The 23,375-nt window shown below is 68.5% G+C and carries 24 protein-coding genes; 17 read left to right on the forward strand and 7 right to left on the reverse strand.

What is annotated here, in order from left to right; all coding sequences use genetic code 11:
- Nucleotides 1–18: 18 nt before the first annotated feature.
- Nucleotides 19–1,143 (forward strand): FAD-dependent monooxygenase, encoded by a 1,125-nt coding sequence (locus BHE97_RS11035; protein ID WP_087624088.1) that lies wholly within the window; start codon nucleotides 19–21, stop codon nucleotides 1,141–1,143.
- Between the two features lie 233 nt (nucleotides 1,144–1,376).
- Here the strand turns inward: BHE97_RS11035 and BHE97_RS11040 are convergent, their stop codons facing one another.
- Together BHE97_RS11040 and BHE97_RS11045 are read right to left on the reverse strand one after the other, a co-directional pair.
- Nucleotides 1,377–2,009: an HAD-IA family hydrolase gene (locus BHE97_RS11040; RefSeq protein ID WP_087624089.1), complete on the reverse strand. Its 633-nt coding sequence runs from the start codon at nucleotides 2,007–2,009 to the stop codon at nucleotides 1,377–1,379.
- Nucleotides 2,010–2,054: 45 nt separating this feature from the next.
- Nucleotides 2,055–3,209, reverse strand: a complete 1,155-nt coding sequence (locus BHE97_RS11045; RefSeq protein WP_087624090.1) for a pyridoxal phosphate-dependent aminotransferase — start codon at nucleotides 3,207–3,209, stop codon at nucleotides 2,055–2,057.
- A 236-nt stretch (nucleotides 3,210–3,445) separates the two neighbouring features.
- Here BHE97_RS11045 and BHE97_RS11050 point away from each other — a divergent pair, with 236 nt between their 5' ends.
- From BHE97_RS11050 to fbaA, 5 genes are all read left to right on the forward strand, one after another.
- Complete coding sequence (locus tag BHE97_RS11050; protein ID WP_087624091.1) at nucleotides 3,446–4,102, forward strand: sortase; 657 nt, start codon at nucleotides 3,446–3,448, stop codon at nucleotides 4,100–4,102.
- Between the two features lie 200 nt (nucleotides 4,103–4,302).
- Nucleotides 4,303–4,944, forward strand: coding sequence for an orotate phosphoribosyltransferase (gene pyrE, locus BHE97_RS11055; protein ID WP_087624092.1), 642 nt, complete (start codon nucleotides 4,303–4,305; stop codon nucleotides 4,942–4,944).
- Nucleotides 4,941–5,546: an RNA methyltransferase gene (locus BHE97_RS11060; RefSeq protein WP_087624093.1), complete on the forward strand. Its 606-nt coding sequence runs from the start codon at nucleotides 4,941–4,943 to the stop codon at nucleotides 5,544–5,546. The genes pyrE and BHE97_RS11060 overlap by 4 nt, the downstream gene beginning before the upstream one ends.
- A 33-nt stretch (nucleotides 5,547–5,579) precedes the next feature.
- Complete coding sequence (locus BHE97_RS11065; RefSeq protein ID WP_087624094.1) at nucleotides 5,580–6,935, forward strand: FAD-dependent oxidoreductase; 1,356 nt, start codon at nucleotides 5,580–5,582, stop codon at nucleotides 6,933–6,935.
- A gap of 87 nt (nucleotides 6,936–7,022) precedes the next feature.
- Nucleotides 7,023–8,042 (forward strand): class II fructose-bisphosphate aldolase, encoded by a 1,020-nt coding sequence (gene fbaA / locus BHE97_RS11070; RefSeq protein WP_087624095.1) that lies wholly within the window; start codon nucleotides 7,023–7,025, stop codon nucleotides 8,040–8,042.
- A 33-nt stretch (nucleotides 8,043–8,075) separates the two neighbouring features.
- Here the strand turns inward: fbaA and BHE97_RS11075 are convergent, their stop codons facing one another.
- Nucleotides 8,076–8,591 carry a GyrI-like domain-containing protein gene (locus tag BHE97_RS11075; protein ID WP_087624096.1) on the reverse strand — a complete coding sequence of 172 codons (516 nt, stop codon included), beginning with the start codon at nucleotides 8,589–8,591 and terminating at the stop codon, nucleotides 8,076–8,078.
- A gap of 113 nt (nucleotides 8,592–8,704) precedes the next feature.
- Here BHE97_RS11075 and BHE97_RS11080 point away from each other — a divergent pair, with 113 nt between their 5' ends.
- Nucleotides 8,705–9,109, forward strand: coding sequence for a DUF3151 domain-containing protein (locus BHE97_RS11080; protein ID WP_087624097.1), 405 nt, complete (start codon nucleotides 8,705–8,707; stop codon nucleotides 9,107–9,109).
- 110 nt (nucleotides 9,110–9,219) lie between these two features.
- Here BHE97_RS11080 and BHE97_RS11085 read toward each other — a convergent pair whose 3' ends face one another.
- The gene (locus BHE97_RS11085) at nucleotides 9,220–10,098 is read right to left on the reverse strand and encodes a diacylglycerol kinase family protein (protein WP_087624098.1); all 879 of its coding nucleotides are present in this window, start codon (nucleotides 10,096–10,098) and stop codon (nucleotides 9,220–9,222) included.
- A 122-nt stretch (nucleotides 10,099–10,220) separates the two neighbouring features.
- Between BHE97_RS11085 and BHE97_RS11090 the strand changes: the two genes are divergently transcribed.
- Nucleotides 10,221–11,504, forward strand: coding sequence for an adenylosuccinate synthase (locus tag BHE97_RS11090; protein ID WP_087624099.1), 1,284 nt, complete (start codon nucleotides 10,221–10,223; stop codon nucleotides 11,502–11,504).
- Between the two features lie 50 nt (nucleotides 11,505–11,554).
- Here BHE97_RS11090 and BHE97_RS11095 read toward each other — a convergent pair whose 3' ends face one another.
- Nucleotides 11,555–11,995, reverse strand: a complete 441-nt coding sequence (locus BHE97_RS11095) for a VOC family protein (protein ID WP_087624100.1) — start codon at nucleotides 11,993–11,995, stop codon at nucleotides 11,555–11,557.
- Between the two features lie 72 nt (nucleotides 11,996–12,067).
- Here BHE97_RS11095 and purD point away from each other — a divergent pair, with 72 nt between their 5' ends.
- The 3 genes from purD (at nucleotide 12,068) to purB (ending at nucleotide 16,146) form a co-directional block, all read left to right on the forward strand.
- Nucleotides 12,068–13,327 (forward strand): phosphoribosylamine--glycine ligase, encoded by a 1,260-nt coding sequence (gene purD, locus BHE97_RS11100; RefSeq protein WP_087624101.1) that lies wholly within the window; start codon nucleotides 12,068–12,070, stop codon nucleotides 13,325–13,327.
- 195 nt (nucleotides 13,328–13,522) lie between these two features.
- The gene (locus tag BHE97_RS11105; protein ID WP_170931372.1) at nucleotides 13,523–14,536 is read left to right on the forward strand and encodes an adenylate/guanylate cyclase domain-containing protein; all 1,014 of its coding nucleotides are present in this window, start codon (nucleotides 13,523–13,525) and stop codon (nucleotides 14,534–14,536) included.
- 191 nt (nucleotides 14,537–14,727) lie between these two features.
- Entirely contained in the window at nucleotides 14,728–16,146 is a 1,419-nt protein-coding gene (gene purB / locus BHE97_RS11110; protein ID WP_087624102.1) for an adenylosuccinate lyase, read from the forward strand.
- A gap of 264 nt (nucleotides 16,147–16,410) precedes the next feature.
- Here purB and BHE97_RS11115 read toward each other — a convergent pair whose 3' ends face one another.
- On the reverse strand, nucleotides 16,411–16,968 hold the full coding sequence (locus BHE97_RS11115; RefSeq protein ID WP_087624103.1) for a hypothetical protein: 558 nt from the start codon (nucleotides 16,966–16,968) through the stop codon (nucleotides 16,411–16,413).
- Nucleotides 16,969–17,028: 60 nt separating this feature from the next.
- Between BHE97_RS11115 and BHE97_RS11120 the strand changes: the two genes are divergently transcribed.
- The 5 genes from BHE97_RS11120 (at nucleotide 17,029) to BHE97_RS11140 (ending at nucleotide 20,990) form a co-directional block, all read left to right on the forward strand.
- Nucleotides 17,029–17,889 (forward strand): phosphoribosylaminoimidazolesuccinocarboxamide synthase, encoded by an 861-nt coding sequence (locus BHE97_RS11120; RefSeq protein ID WP_087624104.1) that lies wholly within the window; start codon nucleotides 17,029–17,031, stop codon nucleotides 17,887–17,889.
- A gap of 116 nt (nucleotides 17,890–18,005) precedes the next feature.
- On the forward strand, nucleotides 18,006–19,559 hold the full coding sequence (locus BHE97_RS11125; RefSeq protein WP_087624105.1) for a long-chain fatty acid--CoA ligase: 1,554 nt from the start codon (nucleotides 18,006–18,008) through the stop codon (nucleotides 19,557–19,559).
- A 191-nt stretch (nucleotides 19,560–19,750) separates the two neighbouring features.
- The gene (gene purS, locus BHE97_RS11130) at nucleotides 19,751–19,999 is read left to right on the forward strand and encodes a phosphoribosylformylglycinamidine synthase subunit PurS (RefSeq protein ID WP_087624106.1); all 249 of its coding nucleotides are present in this window, start codon (nucleotides 19,751–19,753) and stop codon (nucleotides 19,997–19,999) included.
- Nucleotides 19,996–20,664: a phosphoribosylformylglycinamidine synthase subunit PurQ gene (gene purQ, locus BHE97_RS11135; protein WP_087624107.1), complete on the forward strand. Its 669-nt coding sequence runs from the start codon at nucleotides 19,996–19,998 to the stop codon at nucleotides 20,662–20,664. Before purS ends, purQ begins: the two co-directional genes overlap by 4 nt.
- 44 nt (nucleotides 20,665–20,708) lie before the next feature.
- Nucleotides 20,709–20,990 (forward strand): GNAT family N-acetyltransferase, encoded by a 282-nt coding sequence (locus BHE97_RS11140; protein ID WP_087624108.1) that lies wholly within the window; start codon nucleotides 20,709–20,711, stop codon nucleotides 20,988–20,990.
- Nucleotides 20,991–20,999: 9 nt separating this feature from the next.
- On the opposite strand, the gene BHE97_RS11145 is transcribed toward BHE97_RS11140, so the two are convergent.
- Entirely contained in the window at nucleotides 21,000–21,545 is a 546-nt protein-coding gene (locus BHE97_RS11145; protein ID WP_087624109.1) for a helix-turn-helix domain-containing protein, read from the reverse strand.
- 75 nt (nucleotides 21,546–21,620) lie between these two features.
- On the opposite strand from BHE97_RS11145, the gene BHE97_RS11150 reads away from it, so the two are divergent.
- Complete coding sequence (locus BHE97_RS11150; RefSeq protein WP_087624110.1) at nucleotides 21,621–23,342, forward strand: ABC transporter ATP-binding protein; 1,722 nt, start codon at nucleotides 21,621–21,623, stop codon at nucleotides 23,340–23,342.
- The last annotated feature ends 33 nt before the right edge of the window (nucleotides 23,343–23,375 follow it).

Below are 23,375 nucleotides of genomic sequence, written 5' to 3' on the forward strand. Positions count from 1 at the left end.
CAGATGAGGGAGACGAGCATGACCGAGCGCGATATCGCGATCATCGGCGGAGGCATCGGCGGCATGGCCGCGGCCATCGCGCTGGACAAGGCCGGACACCGGGTCCGGGTCTTCGAGCAGGCCCCGGGGCTCGGCCGGGTGGGCGCCGACATCAACCTCACCCCGAACGCCGTCCGCGCGTTGGACGGGCTCGGCGTGGGTGAGGAGTTGAGGCGCACCGCCGCGCGTCCGACCCATCGGATCAGCCGGACCTGGGATACGGGCGAGGTGACCTCGCGGCTGGAGATGTCCGATGCGGCTGAGCGGGCCTACGGCTCCCCTCAGCTGACGATGCATCGCGCGGATCTGCTGGCCGCCTTGCAGCAGGCGCTGCCGGAGGGTTCATTGCAGCTGGACAAGCGGCTGACCTCGCTGGCCGAGGATGCCGACGGTGTCGGGCTCGGCTTCGCCGACGGCACGACCTATCGGGCTGATCTCGTCGTCGGCGCGGATGGGATCCACTCGGCGGTCCGTACCGCCGTCCACGGACAGGAGCACCCGGAGTTCACCGGCGTCGTTGCTTTCCGTGCCGTCGTGCCGGCCGAGAAGCTCTCCGATCAGGCCGATCTCGGGACGTTCACCAAGTGGTGGGGGCCCGATCCGCAGACGCAGATCGTCACCTTCCCGCTGAACCGGGGCGAGGACGTGTTCATCTTCGCCACCGCCCCGCAGGACAGCTGGCTCGAGGAGTCGTGGACCACGCCGGGAGACTCCGACGAGCTGCGCTCGATGTACGCGTCCTTCCATCCCGAGGCGCGGCGGCTGCTCGATGCCGTCGACGAGGTGCTGAAGTCCGCGCTCTACGTCCGTGACCCGTTGCCGCGTTGGTCGACCGATCGCGTGTCCCTCCTCGGCGACGCCTGCCATCCGATGATGCCCTTCATGGCGCAGGGGGCGGGGCAGGCGATCGAGGATGCGGTGGTGCTCGCTCGCGCGCTGGCCGAGCCCGGCGACCTCGCCGACCGCCTCCGCGCCTATGAGGAGGCACGGCATGAGCGCACGGCGACGATCCAGATCGGCTCGCGCGGCAACGAATGGCTCAAGGACTCCGGCGACGGCGACTGGGTCTACGGCTACGACGCCTGGAGCACGCCCGTCTCCTGAACCCGGCGGTGGTGCGTGATCGACTGCCGGATTCGCCTGTGCCACGAGGCCCCCACTCGCTCGGCGTCCCAGCAGCACCTCGCGTTCCGCCCCTCGTCGCCCCGCGGAATGCCATCGAGGGGCCGGTCACCGCTCAGCGGCGTCCGTGACCGAGCGGCCGAGGGGCGATCGCTGCTGGGGCAGGTCGGGTTCAGCGACTCCGAGGACATCGATTCCTCGCAACTCTCCAGCGGTCAGCTGGGTTCGAGGATGATCGCGTCGCCGGCCACCCGCACCTGCCGCAGATCGTCGACACGCGCGTCGACCTCGGCCCCCTCGAGGTGGTCGCCTACGCCGATCACGGTGGCGACGCCCGCCGCCCGCGCGGAGGCGACCCCGGCCGGCGCGTCCTCGAACACGGTGCAGACCGATGGCTCGAGTCCCAGCCCTTTGGCGCCCAGCAGATAAGGCTCGGGGTCCGGCTTGCCGTGGACCACGTCCTCGGCCGCGACGATGTGCTCGGGGCGCGTGATCCCGACCGCGTCGAGACGGGCGCGGACGAGGCGGCTCGTCCCGGAGGTGACCACCGCCCATCGGTTCGCCGGGAGGGCGGAGGTGAGGCTGGCCGCTCCGGCGATGCCGTGCGTGCCGGCCGCGCCCTCGATCTCGGCCTCCTCGAGGAAGCTCTCGGCTTCCGCTCGGCGGTCTGCCACCACGAACGAGGCGACGATGTCCGCGGCACGTACACCGTGACGCATCTGCGTACGGTAGTCGAACTGTGGCGCGTAGCGCTCGGCCCACGCATCCCACGCGGCACCGGCAGCGTCGAGGGAGTCCACGAGCACGCCATCGCAGTCGAACAGGACACCGCCGAACCGAAACTCCATACCCCCATTCTCCTGGCCACCTGTGGTGAGAACGTGCGCGGGGACTCAGGTGAGGACGGCGAGTCGATCGAGGGCCTCGGCGAGGACCTCGGGACGCTTGCAGAAGGCCCAGCGTACGAGCGGCCGCCCCGCCTGCCTGTCGTCGTAGAAGACCTCGTGCGGAACCGCCACGACTCCCGCGAGCTCAGGGAGACGGCGACAGAAGTCGATACCGTCGTCGAAGCCGAGGGGGCGCACATCGGTGGTCGCGAAATAGGTGCCCTGAGGGGGGAAGACCTCGAAGCCGATCTCGCGCAGGCCTCCGCAGAGCAGATCGCGTTGCGAACGCAGGCGGTCCCGGAATTCCTCGAAGTAGGCGCTATCGGACCCCAGCGCCGCGGCTGCGGCGGGCTGGAGGGGAGCGCCCGAGGTGTAGGAGAGGAACTGCTTGACCCCCATGACCGAGCGCAGCAGTTCGGCCGGCCCGGTCGCCCAGCCGATCTTCCAGCCGGTGAGGGAGAAGCTCTTGCCGATGCTGGAGATCGTGATCGTGCGCTCGCGCATGCCCGGCAGCGTGGCGATCGGCACGTGGGGCTCGTCGAAGGCGAGATGCTCGTAGACCTCGTCGCTGATGACCACGAGGTCGTGAGCTACGGCCAGGGAGGCGATCGCTTCCAGCTCTCCGCGGTTCAGCACGGTCCCGGTCGGATTGTGCGGAGTGTTCAGCAGGAGCGCCGCGGTGCGCGGCGTGACCGCAGCGCGCAGCACGTTGATCGGCAGTCGGAAGTCGGGAGCCCGGAGCGTGACCGGCACCCGCGTCGCCCCGGCCATCTGGATCATTGCCACATAGGAGTCGTAGTAGGGCTCGAGGACGATGATCTCGTCGCCGGGGTCGAGCAGCCCGAGCAGTGATGCGGCGATCGCCTCGGTTGCGCCCGTCGAGACGACGATCTCGGTATCGGGGTCGATATCGAGGTCGTACCAGCGATGTTGATGCTCGGCGATCGCCTGACGCAGCTCGCCGATCCCGATCCCGGGGGCGTATTGGTGGTGACCGTGGCCACGGACCGTCTCAGCGGCCAGCTCACGGATCTCCTCGGGCCCGTCGGTGTCGGGAAAGCCCTGGCCGAGGTTGATCGCCCCGGTGCGCTGCGCCAAGGCGGTCATCTCGGCGAAGATCGTGGTGCCGAGGCCGGTCAGACGTGCGCTGGAGGTCTTCATCGGCTCCGACGATACCCGCGGTCCGGGGTGAAAGGGGCTGAAGACAGAGGTCGGCCCGCCGTTCTCGGGGGGTGAAACGGCGGGCCGTCGGCAGCTGCGAGTGAACCTCTGTGCTGCATGTTCAACTATACACACCCGATGGAGGGCGGCAAGCACTTTTGCGAAAAGAAATCCGACGTCCGGTCTTCGCGAAGGGAACGGTACCCACTCTAGGGGCGAGATGAGAGACTGGCACGGTGACGACGCAGACGACCCCGCGACGCTCGGGCCGGGTGCTCGGGGCCCTCGGCCTCGCGCTGGTGATCGCGGGCCTTGCCGTGCTCGGCTATGTGGCCTGGCAGTACTGGGGCACCACCTGGCTGGCCAAGAAGGAGCACGAGTCGCTGCGCACCACGATCGTCCAGGACTGGGATCGCGGCGACGATGCCACGGAGATCAACGGCGAGGGGCTGCTGCGGGTGCCGCGCTTCGGCGACGACTACGAGGTGCCGATCCTCCTGGGCTTCGACGATCCGACTTTCGCCAAGGGCGTCGGGATGTATCCCGAGGGCGCCAAACCGGGTGAGGTCGGCAATCTGGTGCTCGCCGCCCACCGCGTCACGCACGGTGAGCCCTTCCGTCACTTCTTCGAGCTCAAGGCGGGTGACGACGTCATTGTCGAGACGCGCACCGAGATCTTCACCTACCGGCTCCGCGACAATGGCGACGCCACACGGGTCGACTTCCGCACCACCTGGCCGCTGCAGCCCGTGCCCTCACCGGATGCTGCCGGAGTCGAGCCCACCGAGAAGCTCGTGACGCTGTTGACCTGCTCAGAGCTGTTCCATACCGACGACCGCAGTGTCGCGGTCGGCGAGCTGGTGGACGTGCAGACCAAGAGCGACGCCGGCTGAGTGGCGCCGCCTCCGCTCAGCGGGCTTCACCCGAGCGTCGCCGTCTCCGCGAGTGGTCCAATTTCGCCCTGATTCCGGCGAGATGAGGGCGAATCTGCACCACTCGTCGTCGAGATTGCACCACTCGTGCCTCCACCGCGCGAGGGGAGCCACCGACGCACTGCGCGGGTCCGTGGTGGGCGCATCACTAGGCTGAGCGCATGCACGATTACCAGCGTGAGTTCATCGAGTTCGCCATCGAGCACGACGTTCTGCGATTCGGCGAGTTCACGCTGAAGTCCGGTCGTCCCTCGCCGTACTTCTTCAATGCCGGCAGCTTCGATACCGGCGCCCGACTCGCGGCCCTGGGCCGCTTCTACGCCGCGGCGATCTCCCAGAGCGAGATCGACTTCGATGTCCTGCTCGGACCGGCGTACAAGGGCATCCCGCTCGTCTCGGCCGCCGCGATCGGGCTGGCGGGTGAGGGGCGCGATGTCCCGTGGGCCTTCAACCGCAAGGAGCTCAAGGATCACGGCGAAGGGGGCCTCTTCGTCGGAGCATCTGTCGAGGGCCGGGTGCTGATCGTGGACGATGTCATCACCGCCGGAACCGCCATCCGCGAGGTGCTCGATCTCCTCGACGGCGTCGGCGCCGAGCCCGCAGGAGTGGTGGTGGCCATCGATCGTCAGGAACGTGGCACGAGCGCCCAGTCGGCGATCGCCGAGCTGGAGAGCACCCGCGGCATCCCGATCCGTGCCATCGTGACGCTCGACGACATCATCGCCTATCTCGAGGAGACCGGACGCTTCGCCGAGCGCATCGGCGCGATGCGGACGTACCGCGAGGAGTACGGTGCCGCGTGAACGATGCCGAGATCGGCGTCGGGCCATGGGAGGGGCCGTGGCCCGATGACCCGCGATTCGATCCGGGACTGCTGGAGCACGGCGACCGGCGCAATGTGGTGGACCGTTACCGGTACTGGACGGTGGAGGCCATCGTCGCCGACTTGGACGCGCGACGTCACGACTTCCATGTCGCGATCGAGAACTGGCAGCACGACTTCAATATCGGGTCGATCGTGCGGACCGCCAATGCCTTCGCCGCGCGCGAGGTGCACATCGTGGGCAAGCGCCGTTGGAACCGTCGCGGCGCCATGGTGACCGATCGTTACCAGCACGTGCGACATCACGAGGGGGTCGAGGACCTCGCGCGGTGGGCGCGGGACGCCGGATTGCCGCTGATCGCCGTCGACAACCTGCCGGGCTCCGTCCCGCTGGAGACGACGGAGCTCCCGCGGGCGTGTGTGCTGGTGTTCGGGCAGGAAGGGCCCGGGATCACCGAGGCGATGCGTGCGGTGAGCGACCGCACCGTCTCGATCGCCCAGTTCGGCTCGACCCGCTCGATCAACGCGGGTGCCGCGGCCGCCATCGCGATGCACGTCTGGATCCGCCAGCACGCCCTCTGACCCGAACTCGAGAGTTCCGCCTAGGCTCGGGGCATGGGTTCTCGTGTGGTGATCGTCGGCGGTGACGCCGGCGGCATGACGGCCGCGTCCGCACTGGTCAAGAGTCTCGGCGCCGAGGACGAGGTCGTGGTGATCGAACGGGGGCAGTTCACCTCGTACTCCGCCTGCGGACTGCCGTACTGGGTGGCCGGCGAGGTCGAGTCGCGTGACGACCTGATCGCGCGTTCCCCCGACAAGCACCGGGAGAACGGCATCGACCTGCGGCTCGGTGTCACCGCGACCTCGCTCGATGCCGATGCCAAGGTGCTGTCCACGAGCGAAGGCGACCTGAACTACGACCATCTCCTCATCGCGACCGGCGCCGAGCCCGTGTGGCCCGATATCGAGGGTGCCGACGCCGAGGGCATCGTGCCCATCACCACCATCCCGCAGGGACAGGAGATCCTGCGCCAATTGGACCGCGATCCCGAGAAGGTCATCGTCGCCGGCAGCGGGTTCATCGGAACGGAGATGGCCGAGGCCTGCCTGCGACTCGGGCTCGACACCACGGTCATCAGCGCAGGCGAGCTCCCCCTCGCCCGGTTCGAGAAGGTCGTGGGGGAGCGGGTGCACGAGCAGATGGCGGCTCGGCAGATCGGCTTCCACGGGGGTCGGCGGCTCACAGGATTCCGTACCAAGGACGGCCGGGTGACGGGTGTCGAGCTCGACGACTCCACGGTCCTCGACGCTGACCTGGTGATCCTGGCCTTCGGAGTGAGGCCCCGCTCGGAGCTGGCGCGGGACGCGGGACTGACCCTGGGGCCCAAGGATGCGATCGTCGTCGACGAGTATCAGTGCGCCGATCGCGCGCGCGGGATCTGGGCCGCCGGGGACTGCACCGCGGTCCGGGACCGCCAGTCCGGCGAGCTGCTCCACCTGCCTCTCGGCGATCACGCCAACAAACAGGGCATGGTCGCGGCCTCCGGGATCGAGGCCGCGATCCTCGGCGGTGAGCCCGAGTGGTCGTTCCCGGGAGTCGTCCAGACCTTCATCACTCGCTTCTGCGATCTGGAGATCTCCCGTACCGGCGTCTCCACCGCCGAGGCGGAGAAACTGGGATGGGACACGGTCAGCGTGTCCATCGACACCACCACCCGGGCCGGCTACTACCCGGGCGCCGAGCCGATGACCGTCTGGCTGCTGGCCGACCGCCGCACCCGACAGGTCCGCGGTGTGCAGATCGTCGGCGGATCCACGGCGGGGCTGCGGATCGATGCTGCCGCGACCGCGATCACCGCCGGGATGCGGGTCGACGACCTCATCATGCTGGATCTCGCCTACGCGCCGCCCTTCTCCTCGGTGTGGTCGCCGCTGCACGTCGCCGCCAGAGCCGCCCGCAAGCTGCTCTGACCCGCCCTGGACTCGGTCCAGGGCGGGCACGGCATCGGTGGGCTGGAATACTGGCGGTAGCGCCCGCTTTCGACACCAGGAGAACTGATGCCCGTCGCAACTCCCGAGATCTACGCCGAGATGCTGGACAAGGCCAAGCGCGACTCGTTCGCCTTCCCGGCCATCAATGTCTCGAGCTCGCAGACCCTCAACGCCGCACTTGCCGGTTTCGCCGAGGCCGAGTCCGATGGCATCATCCAGGTCTCCACCGGTGGAGCCGAGTACTTCTCCGGTCCGACGGTGAAGGACATGGTGAGCGGATCGCTGGCCTTCGCCGCCTTCGCCCAAGAGGTCGCAAAGAAGTACCCGATCAATGTCGCTCTGCACACCGATCACTGCCCCAAAGACAAGCTCGACGGCTTCGTGCGTCCGCTCATCGAGGCCTCAACCGAACGGGTCCAGGGTGGCGGCCTGCCGTACTTCCAGTCGCACATGTGGGACGGCTCCGCGGTGCCGCTCGACGAGAACCTGCAGATCGCTCAGGAGCTGCTCGAGAAGGCCGCTGCCGCCAACATCATCCTCGAGGTCGAGATCGGCGTCGTCGGCGGAGAGGAGGACGGTGTCGAGGCCGAGATCAACGAGAAGCTCTACACCTCGACCGAGGATGCCCTCGCCACGGTCCGCGCGCTCGGTCTCGGCGAGAAGGGCCGCTACCTGACGGCGCTGACCTTCGGCAATGTGCATGGTGTCTATAAGCCCGGCAACGTCAAGCTGCGTCCCGAGGTCCTCAAGAACGCCCAGGAGGCCGTCGCCGCCGAGTTCGGCACCGAGCAGGCCTTCGACTTCGTCTTCCACGGCGGATCGGGATCGCTGCCCGAGGAGATCTCGGCGGCGGTCGACTACGGCGTCATCAAGATGAATGTCGACACCGACACCCAGTACGCCTTCACCCGGCCGGTCGTCGACCACATGTTCCGCAACTACGACGGCGTCCTGAAGATCGACGGCGAGGTCGGCAATAAGAAGACGTACGACCCGCGCGCCTGGGGCAAGGCCGCCGAGGCGGGCATGGCCGCGCGCGTGGTCGAGGCCTGCCAGAATCTGCGCTCGGCCGGCAACAAGCTCTGATCGAAGCCTCGAGGGGCCGGTGGCGCGACGGCGTCACCGGCCCTTCGTGCGTTCGACGGCGACGAGGAGATCAGTCCGCAGAGTCGCCGGATCGGCCTGCGGGGGTGGTTCGGTGACGTAGACCTCGCCGAGGGCGACGGGTTCGCCGCTGGCCGAGGAGGCGGCCACCGCCATGAGCCGGCCCCAACTGTCGCCGAGTGCGTCATAGCCACCGACATGGCTCAGCGCCGCCGTGGGCCCCGGCGGCCACTCGCTGGCGACGACGGTCACGCCGTCGGCATCGATCGGCCCCGACCACGGGGTCCGGACCGGGAAGCCGATCTCGATGTCGAAGGTGCCGCGCGGGTCGCCGCGGTACAGGCAGAGGGCCGGACCCGCCGGGGTGAGCTCGCCACGGGAGATCGCGCCGCCCACGGCCGTGAAGGTGGTGTCGAAGAGATCGCGTAGGTCGTCCATCGTGACCTGCTCGTAGATCGCCACCGCGAGGGGGACGCGTTCGGTGTCGAACCAGGTCACGTCGGCGATGGGCTCGGGGGTCAGGGGCAACATGGGGTCTCCTCGTCGTCGGTCACACGATGACACACCCCACCGACAGTCTCACCCCACCGCGTAGATCGTGTCCGGTGAGCCGGGGATTACCAGGGACGGCCTAGGTTCTGGGTATGACCAACTTGCTCGGAGAACCGCCGGAGACCCTGCTGCCCGCCGACCCGGGAGCCGCCGATCTGGACGCCGGCGCCGCGCCCGCCGAGGTCGCGACGGCCCATCCCGACTCCACCGCCGCCTGGGCCCTGCTGGCCACCGAGGCGCTGGCCGAGGGTCGTGACCTGGAGGGGTACGCCTTCGCCCGCACCTCCTACCATCGTTCGCTCGACGGCCTGCGCCGCAACGGCTGGAAAGGCCATGGCCCGGTGCCGTGGTCGCACGAGCCGAACCGCGGCTTCCTGCGCTCCCTGGCGGCCCTCGCGACGGCCTCGGAGCGACTCGGCGACGAGGCCGAGGCCCATCGCTGCCGTGAGTTCCTGCGCGAGTCGAGCCCGGAGGGGTACGCCGTCCTCGTCGGCTGACTTGATGAGGTGGTAGGCCGTCACCGTCATCGCGGGCGTGGTGGACTCGATGGGCCACCGCCAGGTGGGGCGAAGGGGCGACGGCCTACCGCCACCGGGGGAAGGACGGCTCAGGCCAGGAAGGTGAGGGCGCCGGGAAGGACCTTCCAGCTGTGATCGGGACAGGGGTCGCTGATCTCACCGTCGCTTGTGCACCGCAGCCCGTCCCCGTGCACCTCCACCCGCTGCGCGCGCTCGTAGTGCACGAGGGGCGACTCGTCCGTGGTGCGCGTCAGCAGACGCACGACATAGGCGGCCCGTCCGGCCAGAGTGTGGGCGAAGACAGCCTGTACGTCCATCTGCCCGTCGTCGATCTCGGCGGTGGGGAACAGCTCGGTCCCGCCCCCGACGAAGCGGCCGTTGCCCACAGACAATTGCGTGATGTGCCCGTGTCGCCGCCGTATCGGACGCCCGTCGATCCTCACCTCGACCTTGGCATCGGGGACGAAGGCCGACTTGGCAGCCCCGATCACATACCCGAACGGCCCCCACCGCTCCTTGTATCGCTTGGCGCGCACAGCGGCCTCGGCGCCCAGCCCGATACTTGCCGCGTTGACCACCACGGCGCCGCCGAAGTCCTCCAGCAGATCGATGCGCCGGCCCTCCGACCCGGAGACACGCTCCGCGGCACGGGCGGGATCGAGGGGGATGTCCAGCGTGCGGGCGAAGTCGTTGCCGGTGCCCAGCGGCACGAGCCCGACGGCGAGATCGTCCAGCCGCCCGGCGCGGTGGATCGCGTCGATCACGGCATGCAGACTGCCGTCGCCGCCGAAGACGACGACGGCGTCGACCTCGGAGTGCTCGGCGAGGGCCGCGTCGAGCTCGTCCAACGAGCCGGTCGCGACCACCTCGACCGCGGCATCGCGTCGCAGCACCTCGACACCGCTCTCGATGGAAGCGGAGGTCGAGGTTCCGGCGGAGGCGTTGGTGATCGCGAGGAGTCTGCGCATGGCGTGATCAGCCTACGTGCTCTCGCGAACCGGAGGGCGCTGTCGAGCCGCGATCTTCGGTAGAATGCGCGGGTAAGAGCCCCGCGAGGGGCTTTCCGCATGCCCTGAGGTGGTGCAACTCCATGCCCGCAGTCGTCATCGTCGGTGCCCAATGGGGCGACGAAGGCAAAGGCAAGGCGACCGATCTGCTCGGCAGCCGGGTCGATTACGTGGTCAAGTTCAACGGCGGCAACAATGCCGGACACACGGTCGTCATCGGCGACCAGAAGTACGCGCTCCATCTGCTGCCCAGCGGCATCCTGAGCCCCGGTTGCACGCCAGTCATCGGCAACGGCGTCGTGGTCGACCTCGGTGTGCTGTTCGAGGAGATCGACGGTCTGGAGGCGCGCGGCATCGACACCTCGAAGCTGGTCGTGTCCGCCAATGCCCACGTCATCGCCGACTACAACCGCACGCTCGACAAGGTCACCGAACGGTTCCTCGGCAGCCGGAAGATCGGCACCACGGGCCGCGGCATCGGGCCCACCTATGCCGACAAGATGAACCGTCTCGGCGTGCGTGTCCAGGACCTCTTCGACGAGAAGATCCTGCGCGCCAAGGTCGAGGGTGCGCTGGAGCTGAAGAACCAGATCCTCACCAAGGTCTACAACCGGCGCTCGGTCGAGGTCGATGAGGTCGTGGACGAGCTGCTCGGCTACGTCGACCGTCTGCGGCCGATGGTGGCCGACACGTCGCTGCTGCTCGGCGACGCGCTGGACGCCGACCAGACGGTGCTGCTGGAGGCGGGCCAGGCGACGCTGCTGGACGTCGACCACGGCACCTATCCCTTCGTGACCAGCTCGTCGGCGACCGCCGGCGGCGCGTGCACCGGCTCGGGCATCCCTCCCATGCGCCTCACACGGGTCATCGGCATCGTCAAGGCCTATGCCACGCGGGTCGGCGAGGGGCCGTTCCCCACTGAGCTCTTCGATGCCGATGGCGAGCGGCTGCGTGACAACGGCGGCGAGTTCGGCACCACGACCGGGCGTCCGCGCCGTTGCGGCTGGTACGACGCGCCGATCGCCCGGTATGCCGCCCGCATCAACGGCCTGACCGATTTCGTGCTCACCAAGCTCGATGTCCTCACGGGTTTCGAGCGGATCCCCGTGTGCGTGGCCTATGAGGTCGACGGTGAGCGGGTCGACGAGATGCCGATGACGCAGACCGGCTTCCACCACGCCACGCCGATCTACGAGTACTTCGACGGTTGGAGCGAGGACATCTCCGGGGCCCGCGCGATCGAGGACCTGCCGGTCAACGCACAGCGCTATGTCACGGCGATCGAGGAGATGAGCGGTGCGCGCATCTCGGCGATCGGCGTCGGCCCCGGTCGCGACGAGACGATCGTCGTCCACGATCTCCTCTGACCCCGGGGACGATGCTCCCTCGCCCGGCAGGGGTATCTGGGTAGGGTTGCTCAGCTACCGCCCGCCGAGTCGGGTGAGGATCGCGGTCGGTCAGGGGCGAGGTTGATCATCCACTCGATGCCGTAGCGGTCGATGACCATCCCGAAGGCATTGCCCCAAGGTGCGGCTTCGAGCGGAACGATCACGGTGCCGCCCTCGGCCAGCCGCTCGAAGTACTCCCTCGACCGTGGGGTGTCCTCGGCGGAGATCGCCACGCCATGCATGGGCGACACGGGCGCGGCCTCTCCCGACGGCACGTCGGCCCCCATGAGCTCGAACTCGTCGGTGGCGAGATCGCCGTGCATGATCCGGTCGGCATCGACGGGCTGGTGCTCGCCCATGTCGGCATAGCGGGCCAGTTCGAGGGTCCCGCCGAAGACCGATCGATAGAACTCCAACGCCTCGCGGGCAGTGCCGTCGAAGTGCAGGTAGGGGATGAGTCGAGTGGCCATGGGGGCTCCTTCCGTCCGCTCCCAGTGAACTCCTGACGGCCCCGGAGGGGAAGCCCCGTAGGCTGGTGACCCGTGAAGACGCTCGTCATCGGCACAGGCGGCCGCGAACACGCCCTCGCGCTCTCGCTCTCCCGCGATCCCCACGTCACCGAGGTGCACGCGGCGCCCGGGAATCCCGGTATCGGGCGGGTGGCCGAGCTGCACGAGGTCGACCCTCTCGACGGGGCCGCGGTGGCTTCTCTCGCGTCGTCGCTCGGCATCGATCTCGTCGTGGTGGGACCGGAGGCGCCGCTCGTCGCGGGGGTCGCCGATGCCGTCCGCGAGGTGGGGATCGCCTGCTTCGGCCCGAGTCGCGAGGCGGCCCGGCTCGAGGGCTCCAAGGCCTTCGCCAAGCAGGTGATGGCCGCGGCCGAGGTGCCGACGGCGCTCGCCCGGGTCTGCGAGACCCCCGATCAGGTGGCGGAGGCGCTCGACGCCTTCGGACCGCCCTATGTCGTCAAGGACGACGCCCTCGCCGCGGGCAAGGGCGTCGTGGTGACCGAGGACCGTGCGGCGGCCGAGGCGCACGCCGCCTCCTGCGACCGGGTCGTGATCGAGGAGTTCCTCGACGGCCCTGAGGTCTCCCTGTTCGCGATCACCGACGGCCAGACGGTGCTGCCGTTGCAGCCCGCGCAGGACTTCAAGCGGGCCTATGACGGCGACGACGGACCGAACACCGGCGGCATGGGCGCCTACTCGCCATTGGACTGGGCCCCGGAGGGACTCGTGGAGGACGTCTCGCGCCGGGTGCTGATCCCCACGGTCAAGGAGATGGCCGCGCGCGGCACCCCGTTCTCGGGCCTGCTCTACGCCGGTCTCGCCCTCACCAGCCGCGGCGTGCGTGTGGTGGAGTTCAATGCGCGCTTCGGCGACCCGGAGACCCAGGCGCTGCTCGCGTTGCTGGAGACGCCGATCTCGGCGCTGCTGATGGGTGCCGCGCAGGGGAACCTCGGCGAGGTGGGACTCCCGCAGTGGCGCGACGGCGCAGCGCTGACGGTCGTCGTCGCGGCGGAGAACTATCCGGAATCGCCGGCGAAGGGCGATGTCATCGAGGGCATCGACGAGGCCGAGCAGATCGAGGGTGTCGACGTGATCCAGGCCGGAACGGCGGAGGATGCCGACGGTCGACTCGTCACCGCCGGTGGACGCGTGCTCGCGGTGACGGCCGTGGGCGATTCGCTCGGACAGGCCCGCGAGCGCGCCTACGCCGGCGTCGAGCGGATCTCCATCCGCGGCGCCCACCATCGCAGCGATATCGCCCTCGCCGCCGAGCGCGGCGGGATCACCCTCTGACGGTATCCCGCGCAGCGGACCGATGATGATGCGTCGTGGTCGCCCGATCAACCGCGAGGCATCATCTTTCGCCCGGGCGTGGACTGACGATGATGCATTCGGGTGGCTCCAGCAGCCGTAACGCATCACCTTCGGTCCGCCGCGCGAGGACGAGAGGGGCTCCGCCCGACCGCGGCGACCACTAGCATCGTCGGCGTGAGCACCGAGGAACCCCGGCCGGGGGAGCATGCCTTCGATCCGTCGCTGCTGATCGACGTCGCCGCGCAGTTCCTCTTCGACGAAGAACCGACCCTGCGGCAGTCCGAGGTCGCCGAGGCCGCCGGAGTCGATGTCGACACCGCCAATGCGCTGTGGCGGCATCTCGGATTCCCCTCCCTCGCCGACGATGAGCCCGCTTTCCTGACCGCGGATGTCGAAGCCTTGAGGCTGACCGAGCGGCTCGTCGATCTCGGCGTCCTCGACCGCGACCGGCTGCCGCAGTTCGTCCGCTCCACGGGGCGGACCTTCGCCCGACTCGCCGACTGGCATATCCGGGTGATGCTCTCCGCCCTCGCGGCCGAGACGGAGGAGGACGAGGAGCCCACGTCGATCGATGCCTTCGCCGAGGTCATCCCGACGGTCGAGGCGCTCCAGGGCTATGTCTGGCGCCGGCATCTCCTGGCGGCCGCGAGCCGGATCGCACTGGGGGAGGTCGCCTCCGGCGGCGAGGTCCCGGTGGTGGTCGGCTTCGTCGACATCGTCGGCTACACCGCGCGGAGCCGCCAGCTCAATGCGCGAGAGCTCGGCGACATGGTCGAGTGGTTCGAGCGGGTCACCACCGAGCTCGTGGTCGAGCACGGCGGACAGGTGGTCAAGACCATCGGCGACGAGGCGATGTTCGTCCTGGAGAGTCCGGCCGAGGCCGCTGAGCTCGCCCAGTGCCTCGTCGAGCGAGCCGAGGACGACGAACGGTTCCCCGATGTCCGCGTGGGGATGGCGTACGGTCCGGTCGTCGCCCGACTCGGCGATCTGTTCGGCTCCACCGTCAATCTCGCGGCGCGTCTGACCTCGGTCGCGCGACCTGGCCGGGTGCTCGTCGACGACGAGTTGTCCGGCGAGCTGCGGTCCGATGAGGAGCGGTGGCGACTGCGCCGGGCCCGGCGGATCTCCGTCAAGGGCTACGACCATCTCCACCTCTGGTCCCTCAAGCGCGCCGAGCCCGTGAGCTGAGCACCGCCTGGGCGGTGGGCTACGCACCTCTCGTTCCGCGCGAGACGTGCGCGGTTCACCGCCCAAAGGCGTGAGAGAGGTGCGTAAGTCACCGCTCTCGCGGCCGGGAGTCACCGCAAGGCCCACATCGTCCGGGGTGACCGAACTGAGCACCACTCCGTCCCGCGGAGCGTGGCTGCGATACTGGGAGAGTGACCGCACCGAACGTCCTCGCCTCCCGCTACGCCTCCGATCAGCTCGCCGAGATCTGGTCCCCGGAGCACAAGATCCGCCTCGAGCGACAGCTCTGGATCGCGGTCCTCAAGGCGCAGCGCGATCTCGGTGTCGAGACCCCCGAAGGCGTCATCGAGGCCTATGAGGCCGTCGTCGACCGGGTCGACCTGGCCTCGATCGCCGCCCGCGAGCGGGTCACGCGCCACGACGTCAAGGCCCGGATCGAGGAGTTCGCGGCGCTCGCCGGCAGTGAGCACATCCATAAGGGCATGACCTCGCGCGACCTCACTGAGAATGTCGAGCAGCTGCAGATCCGCGCGTCGCTGGAGATCGTGCGCGACAAGGCCGTCGCCACGCTCGCCCGGCTCGGCAAGCTCGCCTCGGAGCACGCCGAGCTGGTGATGGCGGGACGCAGCCACAATGTCGCCGCGCAGGCGACCACGCTCGGCAAGCGCTTCGCGACCGTCGCCGATGAGCTGCTGGTGGCGCTGCAGCGGGTTGAGGAGGTCGTCGCCCGCTATCCGATGCGCGGCATCAAGGGGCCGGTCGGCACGGCACAGGACCAGCTTGACCTGCTCGGAGACGAGGACCGGCTCGCCGAGCTGGAGCAGCGGGTCGCCGAGCACCTCGGCTTCGATCACCGCTTCACCAGCGTCGGGCAGATCTATCCGCGATCGCTGGACTACGACGTCGTCACCGCCCTCGTGCAGCTCGTCGCGGCCCCCTCGAATCTGGCCACCACGGTGCGGCTGATGGCGGGCAACGAGCTGGTGACCGAGGGCTTCAAGCCCGGCCAGGTCGGTTCGAGCGCGATGCCGCACAAGATGAACTCGCGCTCGTGCGAGCGGGTCAACGGGCTCGCGGTCGTGCTGCGCGGTTATGCCTCGATGGTCGGCGAGATCGCGGGGGACCAGTGGAACGAGGGCGATGTGTCGGAGTCGGTGGTGCGCCGTGTGGCGCTGCCCGACGCCTTCTACGCCGCCGACGGCCTCTTCGAGACCTTCCTGACGGTGCTCGACGAGTTCGGCGTGTTCCCGGCCGTCGTGCAGCGCGAGCTGGACCGGTACCTGCCCTTCCTGGCCACCACCAAGGTGCTGATGGCAGCCGTCCGTCACGGCGTCGGCCGCGAGGAGGCGCATGAGGCGATCAAGGAGCATGCGGTCGCCGTCGCTTTGGAGATGCGGGAGCAGGGCACGAGTGAGAACGATCTCTTCGAGCGGCTCGCCGCCGATCCCCGGCTGGGTCTGAGCCAGGCCGATCTCGATGCCCTCGTCGCCGCTCCGATCGAGTTCACCGGTGCTGCGCGCTCGCAGGTCGAGGCGGTCATCGCACGCATCGCGGAGGTCCTGAAGGCCCATCCCGATGCCGCCGCCTACACCCCCGGCGACATCCTCTGACCTCTCCTCGGTGCCCTGTCCGGCGGTCCGGGGCGGTGAATAGGCGTCCATCCGCGACCCAGATCGGTGGCTGGGCGTCCGTTCGGCGCTGGCGATGGACGCTGTCTCACCGATCGCGGAGGTTGACGAAGGATGTGCTCCTGCTGTGGCTATGCGACCACAGATGCACCGTCACCTCGCCTCGCCCGCTCGTTCCGCGCGGGGCTCACGCTCGTCGCAGAGCTCCTTCCTGGCGGGCGGCACGTCCGCCGATCGCCGCCCACGTCAGGCGGTGAGCCAGGCGATGACGACCGGCTCGGGGCGGTCGCGCCAGGTCGCCTCGAGCGTGCCGGTGGCCGAGTCGGGAATGTCGGCGGGCACGAAGCGCGGGATCTGCGGAGCCCCCGCGCCGGTGCCGGAGCCGCGCGCGCTCGCCAGCGTCGCTGGCCGGTCCAGAGGGGTGCCGTCGCTCAGCTGCAGCGATGACCCGCCTCGGCCGTCGGCGATGACCGCCCCGATCTCGTCGAGGAAGACGGGATCGGTGGAGCCGTCGTAGACCCACCGATGGCCCAGCGCGGTGTGCTCCATCTCGCCGATCAGATCGGCGCCCTCCAGCGGCGCATCGCGGTAGGTCAGGGTCACGACGGCGAATCGGCCCTCGACCGGCAACGGCAGCAGTTGCAACTCCATGCCGACCTCACCGGCGGGGTCGTCGAAGCGCAGATTGGCGGCGAAGGGCGGCACGGGCTCCACGCTCGGCCACCACGACGTGGTGGGCAGCCAGGCGGTCAGCAGCTCGTGCTTGCTCGGGGTGATCGTCGCGTCCGGGTGAACGATGGCCATGGGGTCATGCTGTCACGCGCGCCGGGCCGGCGGGCGGGCCCGCGCCGGTAGGGTGGCGGCGTGGCCCTCGACATCCCCGGCGCGACCCATGTCCACTCGGGCAAGGTGCGCGATCTGTACTCCTACGGCGATCACTACCTGATGGTGGCCTCCGACCGAATCAGCGCCTATGACTTCAGCCTCGAACCCCCGATCCCCGACAAGGGTGAGATCCTCACGCGCATGTCGCTCTGGTGGTTCGACCAGCTCGCCGCGCTCGTTCCCAACCACGTCATCAGCACCGAGGTGCCTGAGGCGGTGGCCGGTCGCGCGCTCGTGGTGGAGAAGCTGGACATGTTCCCCGTCGAATGCGTCGTGCGCGGGTATCTGACGGGATCAGGCCTGGCCGACTATCAGGCCACCGGCGAGGTATGCGGGGTGCCGCTGCCCCAAGGCCTCGTCGACGGCGACCGGCTCCCCGAACCGATCTTCACCCCGGCAACGAAGGCCGCCCTCGGTGAGCACGACGAGAACGTGAGCTTCGAGCAGGTGGCTGCCACCATCGGCCAGGAGGCCGCTACGCGCCTGCGCGACCTCACCCTCGGCGTCTACAACCTTGCCGAGCACACAGCCCGCGAGCGCGGCATCATCCTCGCCGACACCAAGCTCGAGTTCGGTCAGCGCGAGGACGGCACGATCGTGCTTGCCGACGAGGTCCTCACCCCCGACTCCTCGCGCTTCTGGCCAGCCGACGAGTGGGAGCCGGGCCGCGCGCAGCCCTCTTTCGACAAGCAGATCGTGCGGAACTGGCTCACCTCGCCGGCGAGCGGTTGGGATCGCCACGGCGTGGAGCCGCCGCCTCGACTCCCTGATGAGGTCGTCGAGCGCACACGCGCTCGCTACATCGAGGCCTTCGAGCGCCTCAGCGGCCAGACCTGGTAGGGGGTTCCCCGGCGGTTCCTGCTTCTCGGATTACGGCCTCGCTGGACTGTGCCTGTGAGACTCCCGTTACAGTGAACGTGACATCATCACTGTCACTGATCACAGGGAGAACTACCGTGGCCAATCTGTCTCGCATCCTCGAGGAATCGGCGAAGAAGTATCCTGAGCGGACTGCGATCGTGTTCGGCGATACGCGTCTGTCTTACGCGCAGGTTGACGGCGCGGCTAGTCAGGTCGCGAATCTGTTGGTGAGTCGGGGTATTGAGCCGGGTGATAAGGTCGCGATCTCGATCCCGAATCTGCCGTATTTCACGATCGTCTATTTCGGGATTCTCAAGGCGGGTGCGACGGTGGTGCCGTTGAACATCCTGCTGACGGCCCGTGAGGTGGCTTATCATCTGGATGATTCTGATGCGAAGGCGTATTTCGCGTTTGAGGGTGCGCCTGGTGTGCCGATCGGTGATAACGCGTGGGAGGGTTTCCAGCAGGTCGAGGGGGTCGAGGATTTCTTCTTGATCAAGTTGGATTCTGCGGCTCCGGCTCCGTTGGAGGGGCCGGAGTATTACGCGCCGTTGGTGGCCGAGCAGTCGCCGGTCTTTGAGACTGTGGAGCGCGATGATGATGACACGGCGGTGATCCTCTACACCTCGGGTACGACGGGTCAGCCGAAGGGAGCGGAGCTGCGGCACCGCAATCTGTACGATAATGCGGCCCTCGGGGAGGCCTTGTTCGAGGCCGATGAGAACAATCCCGACATCTATCTGGCGGTGCTGCCGCTGTTCCACATCTTCGGTCAGAGTGTGATCCAGAACGGCTGCCTGCTCTATGGCGGCACGATGGTGATGTTGCCGCGTTTTGACGCCGCGTCGGCTATCAAGCTGTTGTTGAGCGAGAAGGTCACTTTCTTCGCGGGTGTCCCGACGATGTACTGGGGTCTGCTCGGGGCGCTCGATGAGACGGTCGATGTCGCCGAGATCGCCAGGAATCTGCGGGTGGCCGCGGCCGGTGGCGCGGCGCTGCCTGGCGATATTCACCGGCAGTTCGCCGAGAAGTTCGGTGTGACGATCCTGGAGGGTTATGGGCTGTCGGAGACCTCGCCGGTGGCCTCCTTCTCGCCGTGGGGCGAGCCGCCGGTGGTGGGTTCGATCGGTAAGCCGGTCCCGGGGGTGGAGATGAAGCTCATCGATAACGACTGGAACGAGATCCCGGACGATCCTGAGGCTATTGGTGAGATCGCGATCAAGGGTCACGGCATCATGAAGGGCTACTACAAGCGTCCTGCCGCCACTGAGGAGGCCATCCGCGGTGAGTGGTTCCGCTCTGGTGACCTCGCCCGCCGTGACGAGAACGGCTACTACTTCATCGTCGATCGTAGTAAGGACATGATCATCCGTGGCGGCTACAACGTGTACCCGCGTGAGCTCGAGGAGGTGTTGATGACCCATCCGGCGGTCTCGCTGGTCGCGGTCATCGGTGTGCCGCACGAGTCCCACGGTGAGGAGATCAAGGCCGTCGTGGTCCGCGAGCCCGGTGCCGAGATCACCGAGGACGAGCTGATCGCCTGGGGCAAAGAACAGTTCGCGGCATACAAGTACCCCCGCATCGTGGAGTTCCGCGACGAACTCCCGATGACCTCCACCGGCAAAATCCTCAAACGCGAACTCAGCTGACCTCGCGAAGTCGATGCGTCGTGGTGGCGATGGCGACCACGACGCATCGACGTCCGCCCCGTGGGGACCGATGGTGATGCATTCAGGCTGCCGGAGCGACCTCAACGCATCATCGTCGGTCCGCGACGGCGGTGTCCGGCGAGCCCGATACACTCGGACCGTCACCCCGTCCGTCGTTCCAGGGAGCGCCCGTGGCCCGCGTCATCGTCGATGTCATGCCCAAGCCGGAGATCCTCGACCCCCAAGGCAAGGCCGTGCACGGAGCCCTGCCCCGCCTCGGTTTCACATCGGTCACCGATGTCCGCCAGGGCAAGCGCTTCGAGCTCGAGGTGCCCGACACCGACGTCGCCACCCTCGACGAGGTCCGCGAGATCGCCGGCACGCTGTTGTCCAATCCGGTGATCGAGGACTTCGAGGTGCGCGTGGAGGACGGCTCGTGAAGATCGGCGTCGTCACCTTCCCCGGTTCGCTCGACGACGGCGACGCTCGCCGCGCTGTGCGGCTCGCCGGCGGCGAGCCCGTCGCTCTGTGGCATGGCGATCACACCCTCGCGGGCGTCGACGCCGTGATCCTGCCCGGCGGCTTCTCCTACGGCGACTACCTCCGCTGCGGCGCCATCGCGCGCTTCGCTCCGGTCATGGAGCAGGTGATCGAAGGTGCCAAGGGCGGACTGCCGGTGCTCGGCATCTGCAATGGTTTCCAGATCCTCTGCGAGTCCCACCTGCTGCCCGGTGCGCTGATCCGCAATGATCACCGCACGTTCGTCTGTCGTGATCAGGTACTGCGCATCGAGAACGCCGACACCGCCTGGACCCGCGACTACACGGCCGGACAGGAGATCACCATCCCGTTGAAGAACGGCGAGGGCGGCTTCGTGGCCTCTCCGGACACCGTCCGCGAGCTGGAGGACACCGGCCGAGTGGTCGCGCGCTACGTCGGCGTGAACCCGAACGGCTCGATCAATGAGATCGCCGGGATCACCAATGAGCGCGGCAATGTCGTCGGGCTCATGCCCCACCCCGAGCACGCGGTCGAGGATCTGTGCGGTCCGGGAACCGATGGGCTCGGCTTCTTCACCTCGGTCCTGCAGTCCGTCCTGGTCTGACTCGTGCGACTGCGTGCTGACCGGCACGAGCCTAGGCTCGGGGTATGAGCACCGAAGTCAGCCACAACGAGTCCGAACAGCGGTATGAGATCCGCGTCGACGGTGAGCTCGCGGGGCACCTCGTGGCCGAGCCCGATGGCGATGTCGTGGTCCTGCCGCACACCGAGGTCGACGAGCGCTTCGAGGGGCAGGGGCTGGCGAGCCAGCTCGTGACCGCGGCGCTGGAGGACCTGCGAGCCCGCGGCCAGCGGATCCGGCCGACCTGTCCCTATGTCAAGAAGTTCCTCGAGAAGCACACCGAGTACGCCGACCTCGTCGTCGGCTGACGCTCGCCGTCAGCCGACGGCGACGGACTTGCGCAGGCTGTGCAGGAACAGGCTGCGCACCTCGCCGCGTGTGTGTCTGGGAAAGCGCGTGTGCGCATTGGCGGAGTAGAGCAGGGACCACAATAGGTCGCTGACCCACGCGCTGGGGAGCACCGGGTCGATGGAGCCGTCTGCATGGCCGCGGTCGACGATCGCACTCACGATCTCGTCCTCCTCGGGCGCATCGGGGGACTGTTCGTCCTCGGGCATCAGGAACCACCACCCGACGACGTCGAGGCGATCGAAGAGCTCGGTCGCCAGGCGCATCAGTGCCTCGAGTCCGGTGCCGTCCTGGGGGCGGGCGTTCTCGGCGATCCGGCCGTACTCCTCCTCGACGAAGCTGCCGACGGCGGCCTCGAGGGCGGGCCGGTCCGCGAAGTACCGGTGGACGGTGCTGCGGGCGACATCGGCTGCCTCCCCGATCTCGCGCATGCTCGCCCGCCGATTGCTGCCCAGGACGCGGATCGCCGCGAGGAGGATGGTGCGTCGGGTGCGGTCTTGGGCAGGTGTGGTCACGATCGGAGGCTACCAAGGCGTCCTTTCCTGCGCCCGATTTGTCCCGAATAGGACATCTGTGTCTTAATAGTGAGCATGACCGACTCACGATCGCGTTTCACCGTGCTCTGGTCCTTCGCACGGCCGCATCGTGCCACCCTAGTCATCACCCTGCTCCTGGGCCTGTTCGCCTCCGCCATGGAGCTCGCCACCCCGCTGGTGACCAAGTGGGTCCTCGACACGCTCGCGGTCGGCGGCTCGATCACCGGTCCGGTGACGGCGCTGCTGGCACTGCTCCTCGTGGGTGCGGTGATCAGCTGGCGACAGTGGATCCTCCTCGGCACCCTCGCCGAGGACATCGTCTTGGACGCGCGTCGCCATATGATCACCCGGTTCCTGTCCGCCAAGGTGCTGCCACTGCTCCGGCGGCCGACCGGAGAACTCGTCACGCGGGTGACGAGCGACTCCGTGCTCATGCGCGAGGCGGCGTCCTCGAGCCTCGTCGGCCTCGTGAACGGCAGCATCGTCCTGGTCGGGACGCTCGTGCTGATGGCGGTGCTCGATCTCGTGCTCTTCGCCGCCACCCTCGCGGCTGTGATCATCGTCGCCATCCTCTTCGGCCTCCTCATGCCGGCGATCGCCAAAGCCCAGGAACAGGCTCAGGGTGCCCTCGCGGACCTGGGGGCCGGGACCGAGGGCACATTGCGCGCCATCAAGACTGTCAAGGCGGCCGGTGCCGAGGAGCGGCAGCGTGCCCGGCTGTTCGACGACGCCCAGCGGGCGCGCGAGCACGGCGTGCGGGCCGTGCGACGCGAGGTGGTGGCCTGGACGATCGCGTGGACGGGCATCCAGACGGCCATCATCGTGATCCTCGCCGTCGGTGCCGCCCGTGTCGCCGCGGGGGACATGGAGGTATCGACCCTCGTGGCCTTCCTGCTCTACGCCTTCGGTCTCATGGGGCCGATCACCGAGCTCAGTCAGAACATGACCGCTCTGCAGGCGGGCATCGCCGCGGCGGGGCGCATCCGGGAGATCGACGAGCTCGAATCCGAGCCCCGCAGCGAGATCATCGGCACGGAGCCGGTCGGCGGCGGGATCACCCTGGAGAACATCCGAGCCCGCTACGACCCGGATGCGGATCCGGCACTCGACGGTGTCTCCATCGAGGTGCCCGAGCGTGGTCACGTCGCGCTGGTCGGCCCGTCCGGGGCCGGCAAGACCTCGGTGCTGTCGGCCGTGCTGGGCTTCCTCGAGCCCGAGGGCGGCACCCTGTGGATCGGGGACGCGTCCTATGAGTCGCTCTCGCCGGCACAGGTCCGCGGCAGGATCGCCTATGTCGAACAGGAGACGCCCGTCGTGCCGGGCACCATCGGCGATAATCTGCGCTTCGTCAACCCGGAGGCCTCCGATGCGGCCGTCAGCCGTGTACTGACCGAACTGCGACTGGATGAGCTCGTCGAGCAACTGCCCGAAGGACTCGACACGCCGCTGACGGATACGTCGGTGTCCGGCGGCCAGCGTCAGCGCATCGCGGTGGCGCGAGCCCTGCTGGCCGACCCGGACATCCTCCTGCTCGACGAGGCCACGGCCCAGGTCGACGGGATCACCGAGGCCGCCATCCACCGCGCGATCCGGCGCCAGGCCGAACGGGGTACGGTGCTGACGATCGCGCATCGGCTCAGCACGGTCGTCGATGCCGAGGAGATCATCGTGATGGAGCACGGGCAGGTCTCGGCCCGCGGCACCCACCAGGAGCTGCTCGAGACCTCGGAGCTGTACCGCCAGCTCGTCGCGGCCCTCGTCGTGCCGGCGGGCTGATCGCCCGAATGCTGGGCGCGTCTGCGCCCGGGA

Source organism: Aeromicrobium sp. PE09-221, assembly GCF_002174305.1.
GTDB lineage: Bacteria > Actinomycetota > Actinomycetes > Propionibacteriales > Nocardioidaceae > Aeromicrobium.

Excerpts from the sequence above, each read along its gene's own strand:
- fbaA (WP_087624095.1), top strand. The coding sequence starts at position 7,023 with ATGCCCGTCGCAACTCCCGAGATCTACGCCGAGATGCTGGACAAGGCC.
- BHE97_RS11045 (WP_087624090.1), bottom strand. The coding sequence starts at position 3,209 with ATGAAGACCTCCAGCGCACGTCTGACCGGCCTCGGCACCACGATCTTC.
- BHE97_RS11090 (WP_087624099.1), top strand. The coding sequence starts at position 10,221 with ATGCCCGCAGTCGTCATCGTCGGTGCCCAATGGGGCGACGAAGGCAAA.
- BHE97_RS11065 (WP_087624094.1), top strand. The coding sequence starts at position 5,580 with ATGGGTTCTCGTGTGGTGATCGTCGGCGGTGACGCCGGCGGCATGACG.
- BHE97_RS11085 (WP_087624098.1), bottom strand. The coding sequence starts at position 10,098 with ATGCGCAGACTCCTCGCGATCACCAACGCCTCCGCCGGAACCTCGACC.
- BHE97_RS11075 (WP_087624096.1), bottom strand. The coding sequence starts at position 8,591 with ATGTTGCCCCTGACCCCCGAGCCCATCGCCGACGTGACCTGGTTCGAC.
- BHE97_RS11140 (WP_087624108.1), top strand. The coding sequence starts at position 20,709 with ATGAGCACCGAAGTCAGCCACAACGAGTCCGAACAGCGGTATGAGATC.
- BHE97_RS11035 (WP_087624088.1), top strand. The coding sequence starts at position 19 with ATGACCGAGCGCGATATCGCGATCATCGGCGGAGGCATCGGCGGCATG.
- BHE97_RS11040 (WP_087624089.1), bottom strand. The coding sequence starts at position 2,009 with ATGGAGTTTCGGTTCGGCGGTGTCCTGTTCGACTGCGATGGCGTGCTC.
- BHE97_RS11115 (WP_087624103.1), bottom strand. The coding sequence starts at position 16,968 with ATGGCCATCGTTCACCCGGACGCGACGATCACCCCGAGCAAGCACGAG.
- BHE97_RS11095 (WP_087624100.1), bottom strand. The coding sequence starts at position 11,995 with ATGGCCACTCGACTCATCCCCTACCTGCACTTCGACGGCACTGCCCGC.
- BHE97_RS11080 (WP_087624097.1), top strand. The coding sequence starts at position 8,705 with ATGACCAACTTGCTCGGAGAACCGCCGGAGACCCTGCTGCCCGCCGAC.
- pyrE (WP_087624092.1), top strand. The coding sequence starts at position 4,303 with ATGCACGATTACCAGCGTGAGTTCATCGAGTTCGCCATCGAGCACGAC.
- BHE97_RS11150 (WP_087624110.1), top strand. The coding sequence starts at position 21,621 with ATGACCGACTCACGATCGCGTTTCACCGTGCTCTGGTCCTTCGCACGG.